This window comes from Halomarina pelagica, assembly GCF_024228315.1.
Taxonomy (GTDB): Archaea; Halobacteriota; Halobacteria; order Halobacteriales; family Haloarculaceae; genus Halomarina; species Halomarina pelagica.
The window spans coordinates 1,034,968-1,048,733 of record NZ_CP100454.1 but is presented as its reverse complement, the minus strand read 5'-3'; the positions used below and the strand labels follow the sequence as shown (position 1 = coordinate 1,048,733).

The window sequence follows — 13,766 nt, the reverse complement described above, 5'->3', positions numbered from 1 at the left end:
CCATGCGGTTTGTTATCGTAGGTGCCGGGCGAGTCGGTCGCCGGACCGCCCGCGTCGTAGAGGAGGAGGGCCACGACGTGACGGTCATCGAGGTGGATCCCGCGGCCAGAGAGCGCGTCCGGTCGGAGGGGTTCGACGTCGTCGAGGGCGACGGGTCGAACGAGGACGACCTGCTGTCGGTCGGCCTGGAGGACGTGGACGCCCTCGGCGCGCTCTCGGGCGACGTGACGGTCAACCTGATCGCCTGCATGATCGCGAAGGCGCACGGCTGTCGAACCGTGCTGCGCGTGGACGGCGACTACCGCGAGTACGTCCTCGGCAAGTACGCCTCGGACGTGGACGAGGTGATCTACCCCGAACGCCTCGGGGCCATCGCGGCCAAGAACGCCCTCATGGGCGGGAGCGTCCGCGCCATCGCCGACGTGGCCCAGAACGTCCAGCTCCTCGAACTCACCGTCAGCGAGGACGCCCCGATGCGCGGGTACAGCCTCTCAGAACTCGAACTCCCCGCGAACGCGCGCCTGCTCGGGTTCGGCAAGGAGGGCGAGTCGGTGGGCCTCCCCGACGCCGACGACTCGCTCGAACTCGGCGACCGCGTCGTCGTCATCGCCGACTTCGACTCGCTCGCGGACGTGCGCCACCTCATCGTCGGCGACGCGCCGACTGCGGCCGCCTGAGGGCCAGAGGGGAACCGAACGGGAACGGTCGTCAGAGCGGCATCGGCCCGCGTCCGGCGTCGCCGTCCCCGCCGCCCCCGCCGTCCCCGCCCGACTGCCGCGCCCGCGAGAGTAACTCCGAGACCGGCGGGCGGTAGGTGTAGCCCGGGACGATCCCCTCCGCGTAGGTCCCTTCGGCGTACTCGGCGAGTGCCTTCGCCACGTCGGGCGCGCGCTCGGCGTCCTCGAACTCGAAGACGAACGTCGCCGCCGCCTCCTCCCCCACCGCCTCGACGGCCAACGCCTCCAGTTCGACGTCCGCCCGCACCGCCCCGGGGGCGTCCTCCAGGCGGACCTCGTAGGTCTCGAACCACCCTTCCAGCAGGTTCGGCCCGACGGCCTCCTCCGCGGCGGCGTCGAGCGTCGGCGCGCGCACCGTGAGCGCGTACCGCAGCCCTCGATCGCCCGCCCCGGCGTCCTCGACGGTGACGCGCCCGTCGAAGGCGATCGTCTCGAGCACGTACTCCCCGTCCGCCGCGGCGTAGGCGTCGTGGGCGTCGAACGCCCGCCGCGCCCGCTCCGGTAGCTCCTCGGTCATTATCCCGGATAGGCGAAGCGACGGGAAAAGGGCACCGCGTCGGCGCGGCGACTCGTGTCCGGTGACGCCGGAGCGGTGATCCGATATCCGGTCTGGGATTCCCGCGAACGGAGCGAGCAGGAAGCGGCGAAACCAGAGACCTCACTAGCCCCTCGACGCCAGCGGCCCGTCAGTTTCAATCCCACCCACCTCAGTGATTCGACCGGCCGTTGCTGAAGCTGCAACCTGGATACTGGAACGACTACTGACGTATCTGAACGCTACCCATTGCGACAGGTTAGCGTTCGAACAAGCGGTTACCGACTGCTCGGTCGCGGCGGGGCTTTCGAGGCGTCTTCCCTCGCACCCTTATCACGTCACGGGTCGATCCATCCGCGCCGCTCGTGACCGTTCTCGCGGCGCGAATGCGGGAGGGAGGATTTGAACCGCGGTCGCTCGCTCGCGCTCGCTCCCTGATGCAAATCCATCTCGACTGCTGCGGTCGCTCGCCGTCGCTCGCGACACGCAGTGCGGGAGGGAGGATTTGAACCGCGGTCGCACGGTTCCTCGCTTCGCTCGGACTGCGTGCTCCCTGATGCAAATCTCCCTTACCTACCACGGTCGCTCGCCGTCGCTCGCGACACGCAGTGCGGGAGGGAGGATTTGAACCGAAACCGGACGGTCGCCCTCACTCCGTTCGGGCGCTGCGACCGGCAGGGTTCAAACCTACATCGATCCATCCGCGCCGCTCGTGACCGTTCTCGCGGCGCGGATGCGGGAGGGAGGATTTGAACCCCCGAACCCCTACGGGAACGGATCTTAAGTCCGCCGCCTTTGGCCAAACTCAGCCACTCCCGCCCACCGACACATCGACGTTCCTGCTAAAAGCGCGTTGCGGTCCCGCCCGCTCACCATCAACACCCCGGAAGGACGATACTTACGTGGGTCGAATGTCCGAAACGCTCCACTATCGCACGGAGCGATAGTAGACGGAATCCAGACCGTCACCGAGAAGATTATGTAACCGACAGTCAGAGAGTATGACATGCGACGACGCGAGTTCCTGCTCGGCGCGGGTGGAGCGGCGACAGCGGTCAGTACGACCGGTGCCGCGAGCGCACAGGAAGGAAACTCCAGCGGCGGCGGTAATGGTTCGAGCGGTGGCAGCAGTGGCGGTGGGGGCGGGCCGATCGACTACGGCGGCTGGTTGGACGGTGCCAACGGCTGGTCCGAAGGAGGAACAGTAGACGCTCGCGGGAAAAAGAAGGTGACGATCAAGGTGGGTGCCGGAGATGGATACGCATTCGACCCCGTTGCCGTCCACGTGGATAAGGGCGCAACGATCGTCTGGGAGTGGACGGGGCAGGGCGGGGCACACAACGTCCACGCGCCCGAGAGCGGCGCCTTCAAAAGTGACATTCAATCGTCTGGTACCTTCAAGTGGAAAGCGACTGGTGGGCCAGTCGTTCCTTACCAATGCGATCCACACGCCGGTCAGGGAATGAAGGGCGCCCTCGCAATCGGTGATAACGTCCCGCGAAAGGCACCCGCCGGCCCCGTCAAGCCCGCAGTCTCAGGCCAGGCGAGGACGGTCGGCGTGGCGACGATGATCGCGCTGATGTCGACCCTCGGACTCGGGTACTTCTTCATGAAGTACGGCGGCGACTACGAATAACAGCCATCGACTTCCCCCCCGAGGGACCCGCTTTACTTCTCCACCTGCCGCCCCCTGGGAGCCACCCTCCCGAAGATTCAGACCGCCGGTACTACGAACGGAGCATTCATGACAATGTCACGGACACAGTAGGATTTATGTACGTAGTATTCCGACGTTCAGTCGTGCATGAATAGACGGGAATTTCTCATGACGGCCGGCGGGACCGCCGGTGTCGTCACGGCTGCCGCCGGGTCAGCCGCCGCCCAGGCGGGCGGGAACAACACGACCGGCGGCGGAAACGCCACCGGGGGCAATGCTACAGGGGGCAACGCCTCCGGTGGGAACGCCTCCGCCGGCGGCGGTGGCGGCGGTGGCAGTGGTGGCGGCGGGAGCGGGCCGATCGACTACGGCGGGTGGCTCGACGGCGCGAACGGCTGGTCCGAAGGGAGCACCGTCGACGCCCGCGGCAAAAAGAAAGTGACCATCAAAGTTGGTGCAGGGGACGGATACGCGTTCGATCCGGTCGCCATCCACGTCGACGAGGGCGCGACCGTCGTCTGGGAGTGGACCGGACAAGGTGGAGCGCACAACGTCCACGCCAAACAGGGCGCGAGTTTTAGTAGCGACATCCAGTCGTCGGGCACCTTCGAGTGGAAGGCGACGGGCGGGCCCATCGTCACCTACCAGTGTGACCCTCACGCCAGCCAGGGAATGAAGGGAGCCATCGCCGTCGGCAGCAACGTCCCACGGAAGTCGGCCACCGCCGCGGCCGCGGAACCGATCGATCCCCACGAGATGGGCGTGCCTCTCCAGCCGCACTTCGTCGGGGTCGCCACGATCATGATGATGCTCTCGACGCTCGTCTTCACGTTCTACCTGCTGAAGTACGGCGAGAGCCCCAACACCAAGGGCGGGACCTGAGAGACGGTCCTCCGTTGCGGTGGCGTCCCTATCGGCTTCTGCCCACACACGACCCGATTGAACGGATGAAGATTCACACGACGTTCGGTAACGCGACCATATTCGATCGATCGGGAGGGTACCGTAGCCCGACCGTCGAGGTGATCGCGCTCTTCGCGCTCCTGTATCTCGTTCGCCTCGGCACGTCGGTTCCGACCGCGCTCGCGTTTCCGTTGTCACGGGCTCCGTGGACGCTGGTCACGAGCGTCTATACCCATGCGTCCCTCTGGCACCTCCTCGGGAACACCGTCGGCGTACTCATCCTCGGCGTCGGCGTTGAGCGGATAACGACGCCGAAACGGTTCCACGCCTTCTTCTACGCCACCGGCGTCCTGTCCGGCCTCTCCGAGATCACCGTGCGAGCGTTCCTCGGGACGGGGGTTCCGGTTCTCGGGGCGAGCGGCGGGATGCTGGCCCTCTTCGGGTACGCGATGGTCGCCAACCCGGTGACCTACCGAATGATCGTTGGACTAGACATCGATCCGAAGATCGAGACGATGGGCTTTCTCTCCCTCTCGGGCGTGATCGTCGTTGCTGGCGCGAGCCCGAACGTCGCGATCGTCGCACACTTCGTCGGCCTCCTGCTCGGGATCGGGGCCGGCCGCATCCGACTCCTGCACGCCGAACCGTCCGACTCGCTCACCAGTCGACGCTGAGCGTCCCGTCGCCGTTCGGGTCCGGCGCGATCTCCTCGTTCGTCCGGCGATCGACGACGTGGATGACGCCGCGGTCCTTCTTCGCCGGGCAGACCTCGGCCGCGCGGACGTTGTGCTCGAGTTCGTCCTCGCCGAAGAAGTAGGTCAGCGGTTTGGCGATGCCGCTCAGCAGGTCCATCTCCCAGTTGGCGGAGACCTCGGCGCACCGCCCCGCGGCGATGCACTTGTTGGCCTCGAAGACGATCTTGTAGGGCTTCTCCTCGACGGGCGGGGCGTCTCGCTCCCCGATCTCGCTCGGGTCGACGGGTCCGTCCTCGGCCATTGTCCGACGTTGCGCGCGCCGGACATTGGGGTTGTCGGTGTCCGCGCGAGCGCGGTGAAGGCAGTCAGCGCGCGTCCGCCAGCGAGACGAACGACCCCTCGCCCGCGGTCATCCACGTGGTGACGATCTCCTCGGGGGTCGCGTCGGCCGGGTAGAGCGTACACTCGTCGGGGGCGTCGTCGCGGTGCTCGACGCGGTGGAGCATCGTGCGCTCGCCGCGACGGGCGCGCAACTCCTCGACGATGCTCGGCGCATCACCGTCGGCGAAGTCGTTCCGGGACATGGTGAGCGGGACGCGACGGAACGCGCCTCCTAATTGAGAAGCTAGATCTATAGAATATAAGTCTTCTCAATAGCGTCCGCTAGAGGTGTGGGGGCGCGTCGGGCGCGTCGGAAGGCTCGGGGCGGGGCTGGATACGCCCCGAGCGGATCGTCGCCTACCGGAAGACCTTGACGGACTCGATGACGGCCTCCTCCTGCGGGCGGTCCTGCGCGTCGGTCGGGAGCGAGCCGATCTCGCGGACCACGTCCATGCCGTCGATCACCTGCCCGAACACCGAGTGCTTGCCGTCGAGGTGCGGCGTGGCGTCGAGCGTGATGAAGAACTGCGACCCGTTGGTGTTCGGCCCGGCGTTGGCCATGGAGAGTTTCCCCGGCGCGTCGTGGGTCAGTTCGTCGTGGAACTCGTCGTCGAACTGGTAGCCCGGGCCGCCGCGGCCGGTCCCGGTCGGGTCGCCGCCCTGGATCATGAAGCCCTCGATGACGCGGTGGAACGGCACGTCCTGATAGAGCGGGTCGGTCCGCGTCTCGCCCGTCTCCGGGTCCTCCCACTCCCGCGACCCGGTGGCGAGGCCGACGAAGTTCTCGACGGTTCGCGGCGCGCGCTCCTCGAACAGCTCCAGGCGGACGTCGCCGCGGTTCGTCTCGAGAACTGCCTCGGGGTTGTCGTCGTTCTCCTTCTCGTGCATACGCCCGAGAGTGCCCCCGGGGGCAAAACCCTACTGGACGACGGGCGGGAGACGATGGCGGTCGCGTACGGCGGTCCCCCTCTCGGCGGCTCCGCCGATGGAGACACGCTCAAATACGTGCGGTCGAGAGTGACGGACGATCCCATGTCGCTCACCGGACTCCTCCGTCGGATCAGTCGGTTCGCGAGCACGTACTTCGTCCTCTGGGTGCTCCTGTTCTCCGGCGTCGCCGTCCTCGAACCGTCGCCGTTCACGCCGGTGCTTCGGTACATCGCGCCGCTGCTCGGCGTCATCATGCTCGGGATGGGGCTGACGCTCCAGCCCGCGGACTTCCGGCGACTCGTCGAGCGCCCGCGGGACGTGGCGGTCGGCGCGCTCGCCCAGTGGCTGATCATGCCGGCCGCCGCCTACGGCCTCTACCTGGCTCTCGACCTCCCGCCGGCGGTGGGCGTCGGGCTGATCCTCGTGGGAGCCGCGCCGGGCGGCACCGCGTCGAACGTGATGGCCTACCTCGGCGACGGCGACGTGGCGCTCTCGGTCGCCATCACCACCGTCACGACGCTCGCCGCGCCGCTGGTCATGCCCGCCTGGGTCGTCCTCCTGCTCGGCGAGCGGTTGCAGGTGACGTTCCTCGACATGTTCCTGAGCATCGTCCAGATCGTGCTCGTGCCCGTGCTGCTCGGGTTCGCGATCCGCTGGCTCCTCGATCGGTTCGCACCCCGCGCGGCCGAGGTCGGCCTCGACGTGTTCCCGGCGGTGAGCGTGGCCGTCATCGTCGCCATCGTCGCCGGGCTGGTGGGCGCGAACGTCGAGACGATCCTCGCGGCGGGCGGCCTCGTCGTCCTCGCGGTGGTCGCGCACAACGCGATCGGCCTCGGCGGGGGCTACGCCGCCGGTCGGGTCGCGCGGATGCCGACCGAGCGCGTCCGAACCTGCGCCTTCGAGGTGGGGCTACAGAACAGCGGGCTCGCCGCGGCGCTCGCGGCGACGTTCTTCGGGGCCGAGGCGGCGCTCGTCCCCGCGCTGTTCTCCGTCTGGCACAACGTCACCGGCCCGGCGCTGGCGAGCCTCTTCACGTGGCACGACGAGTATCGGGCGGGCGTCGGCGCGGCGCGGGCGTCCGGCGCGACCGACGACTGAGCGGGACGGGACTCAGAACGCGCGCAGCGCTTCGAGTCGCTCCTCGGCGCTCCCGTCCTCGATGGCCCCGCGCGCCGCCGCCAGTCCCTCATCCAGCGTCTCCGCGTCCCGCCGGGCGAAGATCCGCACGGCGGCGTTGACGGCGATCGCGTCCGCGAAGCGGTCCGTCCGCTCGCCGGCGAGCACCGCCTCGGTGATGCGCGCGGAGTCCGCGGCCACGTCGTCCACGGCCAGGTCCTCGCCCGCGAAGTCCATGCCGTACTCTTCGGTCCGGATGTCGAAGTCGCTCAACTCCCCGCCGTCCCACACGGCGACCTTGGTCGAGCCGGGCCGGATGTCGTCGTAGCCCTCCATCCCCTGGAACATGACGACCCGCGAGGGGTCGTAGCGCTCGCTCGCCTCGAACGTGTCGATGATCCGCTTGGCGTAGGGCAGGTGGTAGAAGCTCCCGAGGTGGACGTCGGCGCGCGCGGGGTTCGCCAGCGTCTCGATGGTGTTGACGAACGTGCGCACGCCCATCTGGTCGCGGCGGTCCTCCAGGCCGGCGACGCCGGGGTTGAAGTTCGGCTGGTAGTAGAAGCCGAACCCCACCTCGTCGGTCATGTCGGCGGATTCCGCCGGGGAGAGATCCGTCTCGACGCCGAGTTCGTCGAGGACGTGCCTGTACGCCGTCGCCTTCTGCGTCGGGACGCGGTCGCCCGAGTGGGCGACGACCGGGGTGCCGGCGGCGGCCGCGACGAGGCCCGCCCCGACGCCGAGCAGCGCGGAGGTGTGCTTGCCGTCGTAGTTCGCGCCGCAGTCCACCGGATCGCAGTCCGGTTCGGCGAACTCGACTGACTCCTCTGCCATCACGTCGACGTACGCCGCCAGCTCCTCGGGCGTGTTGCGCTTCCAGCGGTTCGCCAGCCAGAACGCCCCGAGGGTGGTCGGGTCGGGTTCGAGCGCGAGGATGCGCCGGAACGCCTCCCGGGCCTGGTCGCGGGTCATGTCGTCCGCGGACTTGTGCCCGCTGCCGACGACCTCCGTCATGAGCCGCTTCAGCGGCCAGTCGCCGAAGGATCGCGTCGCTTTCGCCATGCGAGGGGATCGGACCGCGCCGGGGAAAAACGTCCCGTTCGAGTCGCCGCGAGCCCGTTAGCGATCCGCGGGCGGAGACGACGGCGGAGACGACGGCGGAGACGACGCCGCGACGTCAGGGGCTGTCACTGCCACCGCCACCGCCGCCCTGCTCCTGGCTCCGATCCCGATCTCGGTTCCGGCCGCGGCCTCGCCCCCGGCCTCGGCCGCGACTCTGACTCCGGTCCCGATCGGCGGCCCGCGACCCCGAGGCCTGGGCGTCGAGCTGTCGCGAGATCAGCCGACTCACCTCCTGCGGATCGGTGACGTCGCGGAAGACGATCTCCGTCCCGCCGGAGCCGGCGGTGTCGACGTGGACGTCGCCGTAGGAGAGCAGGCGCTGGAGGAGCGACTGCTCGTAGGTCGTGTTCTGGACGCGGTCCATGCGGAGGCTGGTGACCTGTCGCGAGAGGAACCCGCGCTTCTCGTACACCTCGTTGCTCGTGATGACGTACTGCGTGCTCCGGTGGCGGAGGTACGTGCCGAGGGCGACGGCGAGACCGGCGAGGAGCAGGACGACCCCGATCAGGGACCACGGTTCGGGAAGGAGCGCGAGCGAGAGGGGACCGAGCAGGAAGAGCACGATCCCGGCGGCCAGCGACGCCGCCGCGGGGTAGAGACTCGGGTGATCGTTCCAGACCACCCGCTCGTTCGGACCGAGCGCGACCCAGTCGGGGACGTCACGTGCGGATGACATGCTCGCCGGGAGGTACGTCCCCGACGCATATCCATCTACCCCCCGATCCGTCGTCCGCCCCGTCCGATTCGTACTCACCCCCGTCCGCTCCCCTCCCATCCCATCCCCCTCACCGACCGACGGAGAGCGCCGGCGTCTCGGGGGCGTCCACGAGGGCGGCGCTCGTCGTCCACAGCCGCTCGCGCAGCGCGGCGTCCCGGACGCGGGGGTCGGGCTCCGCGGGATCGCGCCCGTCGAAGTACTCGCCGGTCGTATCCGCCGCGTCCGGCGAGGCGGCGAGGTGGACGAGGCCGTCCGCCCCCTCCTCGACGGTCCTGCCGACGAACGGGAGGCGTGCGGCGATCCGAACGGCGACCCCGAACGCGCCGCCCGCCTCCCGGTAGAGTCCGCTCCCGGGGACGAACCCCGGGTGGTAGGCGTTCGCCGTGACGCCCGTCCCGGCGAGGCGGTCGGCGAGTTCGACCGCGAACAGCACGTTCGCCAGCTTCGAGCGGGCGTAGGCGGAGAGCGGGTCGTACTCGGCGAGCGCGAGGTCGTCGAGGTCGAGGACCCCCCGCCGGTGGACCGCGCTCGCGGTGACGACCGCTCGAGCGGGCGCGGAGGCGACCAGCAGGTCCGCCAGCTCGTGAGTCAGGAGGAACGGCGCGAGGTGGTTCACGAGGAAGACGGTCTCGACCTCGCGTCCGTCGAGGTCGACCGCCCGGCGCGAGGACAGCGAGAGCGCGGCGTTGTGCGCGAGCACGTCGAGGCGACCGTAGCGCCCGCGCACCTCGGCGGCGAGCGCCCTGACGGCGTCGAGGTCGGCGAAGTCCGCGCGGACGAACGCCCCGTCGCCGCCCGCCTCGCGCACCGCCGAGAGCGCCGCCCGCCCGCGCTCGCGATCCCGCCCGGTCAGGACGACCGTCGCCCCGAGGCCGCCGAGGCGACGCGCCGCGGCGCGACCGATACCGCTCGTCGCGCCCGTCAGGAGGACGACCCGTCCGGTCATCTCGGCGGGCGATCCGTCCGCGAGAGGCTCGGTCACGGTCCGCTCCACGCGCGCCATTCGGAAAACCGTGTCGTGCTTCCCTCCCGGAAACCGACAGCGTGTAAGTCCCGGCCTCCGTATCCCGACCAATGAGCGCACTGGAGGACGACTGGCGCGCCGACCTCGACGCCGTCGACGCGCGACTCGTCGACGACTTCCAGAGCGGGTTCCCCGTCGAACGGCGTCCCTTCCGCGCCGTCGGCGAGGCGCTCGGCGTGAGCGAGACGGAGGCGCTCGCCCGCGTCGAACGCCTCCACGAGCGCGGGATCTTCCGCCGGTTCGGCGCGGTCCTCAACCCGCCGGTCATCGGGAGTTCGACGCTCGCCGCCGTGCGAGCGCCGGCGGACCGCTTCGAGGAGATCGCCGAGGTGATCAACGGCTACCGCCAGGTGAACCACAACTACCGCCGGGACCACGAGTGGAACGTGTGGTTCGTCGTCACCGCCGGGTCGCGGGCGACGCGCGACCGCATCCTCGCGGAGATCGAGGAGCGGACCGGCTGTGCGGTGCTGAACCTCCCCATGCTCACCGACTACTACATCGACCTCGAGTTCCCGGTCGTCAACGAGGACCGGTTCGCCAGGGAGACGCGAGCGTCGGAGGGGACGACGGTGACCGCGACGCGCATCTCCGAGGAGGCGACCGCCGACCTCACCGACCTCGACCGGCGGCTGTTGCTCGCGATCCAGGAGGGCTTCCCGCTCTCGCTCACGCCGTACGCGGACGTCGCCGACGCCATCGACGCCGACGCTGACGAGGTCGTCGCGGCCGTCCGCCGCCTGCTCGAGGCCGGCTGCATCAAGCGCGTCGGCTGCGTCGTCAACCACGTCGTCACCGGCTTCGACGCCAACTGCATGGTCGTCTGGGACGTGCCCGACGACGAACTCGACGCCCGCGGCGGGCGCGTCGGCGGCCTGCCGTACGTCACGCTCTGCTACCACCGCCCGCGCCGCCCCGAGCACGGCTGGCCGTACAACCTCTTCACGATGATCCACGGGCGCGACCCCGGGACGGTGGACGAGAAGATCGACGAACTCGCCGCCGACCACCTCCCCTTCGACCACGAGCGGCTCTACTCGACTGCGACGCTGAAGCAGACGGGCGCGCAGTACGAGGAACTGGTCTAGGGATAGCGCTCACCTCTCGGGGAGGATGTCCGGGACGGTCACCGAGGCGGCGATCGAGAGCCGTCCGTCGCGCGCCGCGACGTAGCCGACGACCGCGACGCTCCCGAGGAGGATCGCCGCGATGCCGACCAGGCCGGCCTCGGGACCGAACTGTCCCCCGGTTAGCGCGTCGGGACCGATCTCCTGGATGCGGACGAGCGACGGCGAGATGCGGTTGCCGCTCACCGGGAAGCCGTAGACCGCCCCGAGAAAGAAGTTCCAGGAGACGTGCGCCCCGACGGGGATCGCGAGTTCGCCGGTGAGGACGTAGCCGAGGGCGAGCCAGACGCCCGCGAGCGAGACGCCGAGGACGCTCACGGCCGTCGCGCCGGGGTTGGCGGCGTGGAGCGCGCCGAACAGCCCCGACGTGAGGAGGACGGCGGCGGCGACGGCCCCGCGGTGGCCGAGGTAGCCGCGCAGTCCCTCCGCGGCGTTCGTCAGCTGGTAGCCCCGCGAGAGCACCTCCTCGTAGACGCCGACGGCGACGAACATCGCGAGCGACGACGCCAGCCCGGAGAGCAGCGACGGGGAGAGGCGCGCGACGTCGGTGACGACGACGAGGCCGGCGGCGACCTGCGCGGCGAAGACGAGCGTCTGGAGGCCCGCGCCGAGCGCGAGACCGAAGCCGCAGTCGAGCCACCACTGGCGGTCGACGTGCAGGCCGAGGTCGTCGAGCGGTCGGTGGTCGAACAGGCGCGCCGCGACGGGGACCGAGACGCCGACCGCGAACGCCATCACGAGCGTGTTGAGCGCGAGCGGCGTCGTCCGACCGGCGAGCGGCGAGACGGCGACGAACCCGACGACGGCGATCGCGAGGAGGAGCGCAGACTGGAGGAGGAGTCGCCACGGGGCGCGGAGGCGACCTTCGCGGGGGTTCTGCAGGAGGGACACGGGTCAGCGAGCGGGGGGCGTCACGGGGCTATCGACCGACGACCATGACCATCGGACCGATGAACACGAACGCGATGCCGATGGCGCGGTAGACGAAGTCGCTGCCCATCAGGCTGAACGGCGTGAGCACGAGCAGGAGGCCGAACAGCACGATGTGCGCTCCGACGACGGTCTTGCTCTTGAGGGGCAAGGTCGCCAGCAGTCCGACGGCGAACAGGAAGAGGAACACCTGCCCCAGGTTGAACTGTAGCAGGAAGTTGTCGATGACCTGCAGTGGGAGCGTGAGCATTCGTACGTACCACTCGTTTCGAGGCGAATTTCAACCTTCCGTTACTCGGCCGCGCCGATGTCGAGCGGGCGGACGAAGAGGACGAACAGGACGACGACGGTCGTTCCGTAGCCCAGCGCCCAGACGATCCGCCCGAGGCCGGGCGCGCCGAGGGTCGTGAGGGCGAAGTCGAGGAGCCCCGGCGTGACGACGCCGAGGAGGGCGATGGCGGCTCCGAGCTTCACGCGGTCCGAGACCATGCTCGATCCCTCTCCGGACTCCCCGTCGGTCGCGGCGGCGGCGCGGTCGGGGTCGGGGTCGGCCATATTCGGGCCTACGGAGTGCGCGCTCCTGAACCCCTCGATCCGAACCGACCGGATCGATCCGATTCGAACTGCTCCGACCGACCGATCCGATTCGAACCGAGCCCGATCGAACCCGAACCGACCGGCCTTTGGCGCTCCTCGCGAAGCACACCACGTGAACGTCGGACACCTCTACGCCGTCGCCGCCGCCCTCCTGTTCGGCGCGTACCTCGTCCTCTACAAGCGCTACTTCGGCTCGTACCCGACGATGCCGTACATGGCGGGCGCGTACGCGTCGGCGCTGGCCTGGTACCTGCCGATCGGAGTGCTCGCGTGGCCGGACGGGCGGACGCTCGGCGGCGCGGTGACGGCGTTCGTCGACCTCGGGGCGCTCGTCGCGGCGGCGCTGCTCACCGGCGCGGCCGGCGCGGTCTCCCTGCTCGCCGTCAACCGCGGCGAGGTCTCCTACGTCGCCCCGCTGAACAAACTCGTCCCCCTGTTCGTCCTCCCCATCGAGGTGCTCGCGCTCGGCCAGCACCTCGGTCCGCTCCAGGTCGTCGGCGTCCTCGTCGCCACCGCGGGCGTCTACCTGGCGAACTACCGCGCCGGCGCGCTCCTCGCGCCGTTTCGCCGCGCGCTCACGTACCGCCCGGCACAGCTAGCCCTGTTCGGCGCGGCGCTGTTCGGCCTCGTCGACGTGACGAAGCGGGTCCTCCTGCAGGAACTCGCGCTCCCCGTCCCGCTGGTCGTCTGGATCGGCCTGCTCGGCATCCTCGTCGTCTCGCTGTCGCTCGGTCGACGGCGACTCGACGCGCTCCCGCGACGGGCGTACCCCGGAATCGTCGCGATGGGGCTGCTCGTCGCCGTCGTGAACCACGTCACCGCGCTCGCGTTCCAGACGGTACCCGCGAGCGTCGCATCGCCCATCATCAACGCCCAGGCCGTCGTCGCCGTCGTCCTCGGCGGCGTGTTCCTCGACGAGGGTGCGCTCCCGCAACGCCTCGCCGCGAGCGTCCTCGCGATGACGGGCGTCGCCCTCGTCGCGCTCGCCTGACGCGCCGAACGTCACGCGAACGTCCGCGAGCGACGGACGGACGACAGGAACCCGTCGCGTTCGATCGAAATCGGGGGAGGCGACCGGAGTACGGCCGCCTAGATATATGTTCCCCGCCGGGTATAGGTTCGATTATGTCAACGAAAAGTGCAGATAGTTCGGTGCGGGGTCGCTGCCGGCTGGATGCGAGTGCTACCTGCGCCGCACGCGCGTCGAGGCGGGCGGCGGACGCGCCCCGAGCGAGACGCCACCGCCCGTCCGTCCGGCCAGCGCCGGCGAGCACGAGCGCAGGGAGGCGGCCGGGGC

At 69.7% G+C, this 13,766-nt stretch carries 17 protein-coding genes and 1 tRNA gene; 7 read left to right on the top strand and 11 right to left on the bottom strand.

Annotation, left to right across the window (positions count from 1 at the left end):
• The first annotated feature begins 2 nt into the window (after positions 1-2).
• Entirely contained in the window at positions 3-677 is a 675-nt protein-coding gene (locus tag NKI68_RS05560) for a potassium channel family protein (RefSeq protein ID WP_254545716.1), read from the top strand.
• Between the two features lie 31 nt (positions 678-708).
• Here the strand turns inward: NKI68_RS05560 and NKI68_RS05555 are convergent, their stop codons facing one another.
• Together NKI68_RS05555 and NKI68_RS05550 are read right to left on the bottom strand one after the other, a co-directional pair.
• Complete coding sequence (locus NKI68_RS05555) at positions 709-1,254, bottom strand: DUF5813 family protein (RefSeq protein WP_254545715.1); 546 nt, start codon at positions 1,252-1,254, stop codon at positions 709-711.
• Between the two features lie 752 nt (positions 1,255-2,006).
• Positions 2,007-2,091 (bottom strand) — tRNA-Leu (locus NKI68_RS05550).
• Positions 2,092-2,278: 187 nt separating this feature from the next.
• Between NKI68_RS05550 and NKI68_RS05545 the strand changes: the two genes are divergently transcribed.
• The 3 genes from NKI68_RS05545 (at position 2,279) to NKI68_RS05535 (ending at position 4,506) form a co-directional block, all read left to right on the top strand.
• On the top strand, positions 2,279-2,908 hold the full coding sequence (locus NKI68_RS05545) for a halocyanin domain-containing protein (RefSeq protein ID WP_254545714.1): 630 nt from the start codon (positions 2,279-2,281) through the stop codon (positions 2,906-2,908).
• 168 nt (positions 2,909-3,076) lie between these two features.
• Positions 3,077-3,811 (top strand): halocyanin domain-containing protein, encoded by a 735-nt coding sequence (locus NKI68_RS05540; RefSeq protein ID WP_254545713.1) that lies wholly within the window; start codon positions 3,077-3,079, stop codon positions 3,809-3,811.
• Between the two features lie 65 nt (positions 3,812-3,876).
• Complete coding sequence (locus tag NKI68_RS05535; RefSeq protein ID WP_254545712.1) at positions 3,877-4,506, top strand: rhomboid family intramembrane serine protease; 630 nt, start codon at positions 3,877-3,879, stop codon at positions 4,504-4,506.
• Here the strand turns inward: NKI68_RS05535 and NKI68_RS05530 are convergent.
• The 3 genes from NKI68_RS05530 to NKI68_RS05520 form a co-directional block, all read right to left on the bottom strand.
• Positions 4,490-4,828 carry a ferredoxin gene (locus NKI68_RS05530; RefSeq protein ID WP_254545711.1) on the bottom strand — a complete coding sequence of 113 codons (339 nt, stop codon included), beginning with the start codon at positions 4,826-4,828 and terminating at the stop codon, positions 4,490-4,492. The two genes, NKI68_RS05535 and NKI68_RS05530, sit on opposite strands and share 17 nt — an antisense overlap.
• Positions 4,829-4,892: 64 nt before the next feature.
• The gene (locus tag NKI68_RS05525) at positions 4,893-5,111 is read right to left on the bottom strand and encodes a DUF7511 domain-containing protein (protein WP_254545710.1); all 219 of its coding nucleotides are present in this window, start codon (positions 5,109-5,111) and stop codon (positions 4,893-4,895) included.
• A gap of 154 nt (positions 5,112-5,265) precedes the next feature.
• A complete protein-coding gene (locus tag NKI68_RS05520) occupies positions 5,266-5,796 on the bottom strand; it encodes a peptidylprolyl isomerase (protein ID WP_254545709.1) in 531 nt (176 codons plus the stop codon).
• A 144-nt stretch (positions 5,797-5,940) separates the two neighbouring features.
• Between NKI68_RS05520 and NKI68_RS05515 the strand changes: the two genes are divergently transcribed.
• Complete coding sequence (locus tag NKI68_RS05515; RefSeq protein ID WP_254545708.1) at positions 5,941-6,936, top strand: bile acid:sodium symporter family protein; 996 nt, start codon at positions 5,941-5,943, stop codon at positions 6,934-6,936.
• Positions 6,937-6,948: 12 nt separating this feature from the next.
• Here the strand turns inward: NKI68_RS05515 and NKI68_RS05510 are convergent, their stop codons facing one another.
• The 3 genes from NKI68_RS05510 to NKI68_RS05500 all read right to left on the bottom strand — a co-directional run bounded on the left by NKI68_RS05510 (position 6,949) and on the right by NKI68_RS05500 (position 9,737).
• Positions 6,949-8,013 carry an anthranilate phosphoribosyltransferase gene (locus tag NKI68_RS05510; RefSeq protein WP_254545707.1) on the bottom strand — a complete coding sequence of 355 codons (1,065 nt, stop codon included), beginning with the start codon at positions 8,011-8,013 and terminating at the stop codon, positions 6,949-6,951.
• Between the two features lie 115 nt (positions 8,014-8,128).
• Complete coding sequence (locus NKI68_RS05505; protein WP_254545706.1) at positions 8,129-8,749, bottom strand: PH domain-containing protein; 621 nt, start codon at positions 8,747-8,749, stop codon at positions 8,129-8,131.
• A gap of 109 nt (positions 8,750-8,858) precedes the next feature.
• A complete protein-coding gene (locus NKI68_RS05500; protein ID WP_438267810.1) occupies positions 8,859-9,737 on the bottom strand; it encodes an SDR family NAD(P)-dependent oxidoreductase in 879 nt (292 codons plus the stop codon).
• 128 nt (positions 9,738-9,865) lie between these two features.
• Here NKI68_RS05500 and ahbB point away from each other — a divergent pair, with 128 nt between their 5' ends.
• A complete protein-coding gene (ahbB, locus tag NKI68_RS05495) occupies positions 9,866-10,903 on the top strand; it encodes a siroheme decarboxylase subunit beta (protein WP_254545704.1) in 1,038 nt (345 codons plus the stop codon).
• 9 nt (positions 10,904-10,912) lie between these two features.
• Here ahbB and NKI68_RS05490 read toward each other — a convergent pair whose 3' ends face one another.
• The 3 genes from NKI68_RS05490 to NKI68_RS05480 are packed head-to-tail and all read right to left on the bottom strand — an operon-like array spanning position 10,913 to position 12,427.
• Positions 10,913-11,833: a CPBP family intramembrane glutamic endopeptidase gene (locus NKI68_RS05490; RefSeq protein WP_254545703.1), complete on the bottom strand. Its 921-nt coding sequence runs from the start codon at positions 11,831-11,833 to the stop codon at positions 10,913-10,915.
• 28 nt (positions 11,834-11,861) lie between these two features.
• On the bottom strand, positions 11,862-12,122 hold the full coding sequence (locus NKI68_RS05485; protein WP_254545702.1) for a DUF8006 family protein: 261 nt from the start codon (positions 12,120-12,122) through the stop codon (positions 11,862-11,864).
• A 41-nt stretch (positions 12,123-12,163) separates the two neighbouring features.
• Positions 12,164-12,427, bottom strand: coding sequence for a DUF7996 family protein (locus NKI68_RS05480; RefSeq protein ID WP_254545701.1), 264 nt, complete (start codon positions 12,425-12,427; stop codon positions 12,164-12,166).
• A 154-nt stretch (positions 12,428-12,581) separates the two neighbouring features.
• On the opposite strand from NKI68_RS05480, the gene NKI68_RS05475 reads away from it, so the two are divergent.
• A complete protein-coding gene (locus tag NKI68_RS05475) occupies positions 12,582-13,460 on the top strand; it encodes an EamA family transporter (RefSeq protein ID WP_254545700.1) in 879 nt (292 codons plus the stop codon).
• The last annotated feature ends 306 nt before the right edge of the window (positions 13,461-13,766 follow it).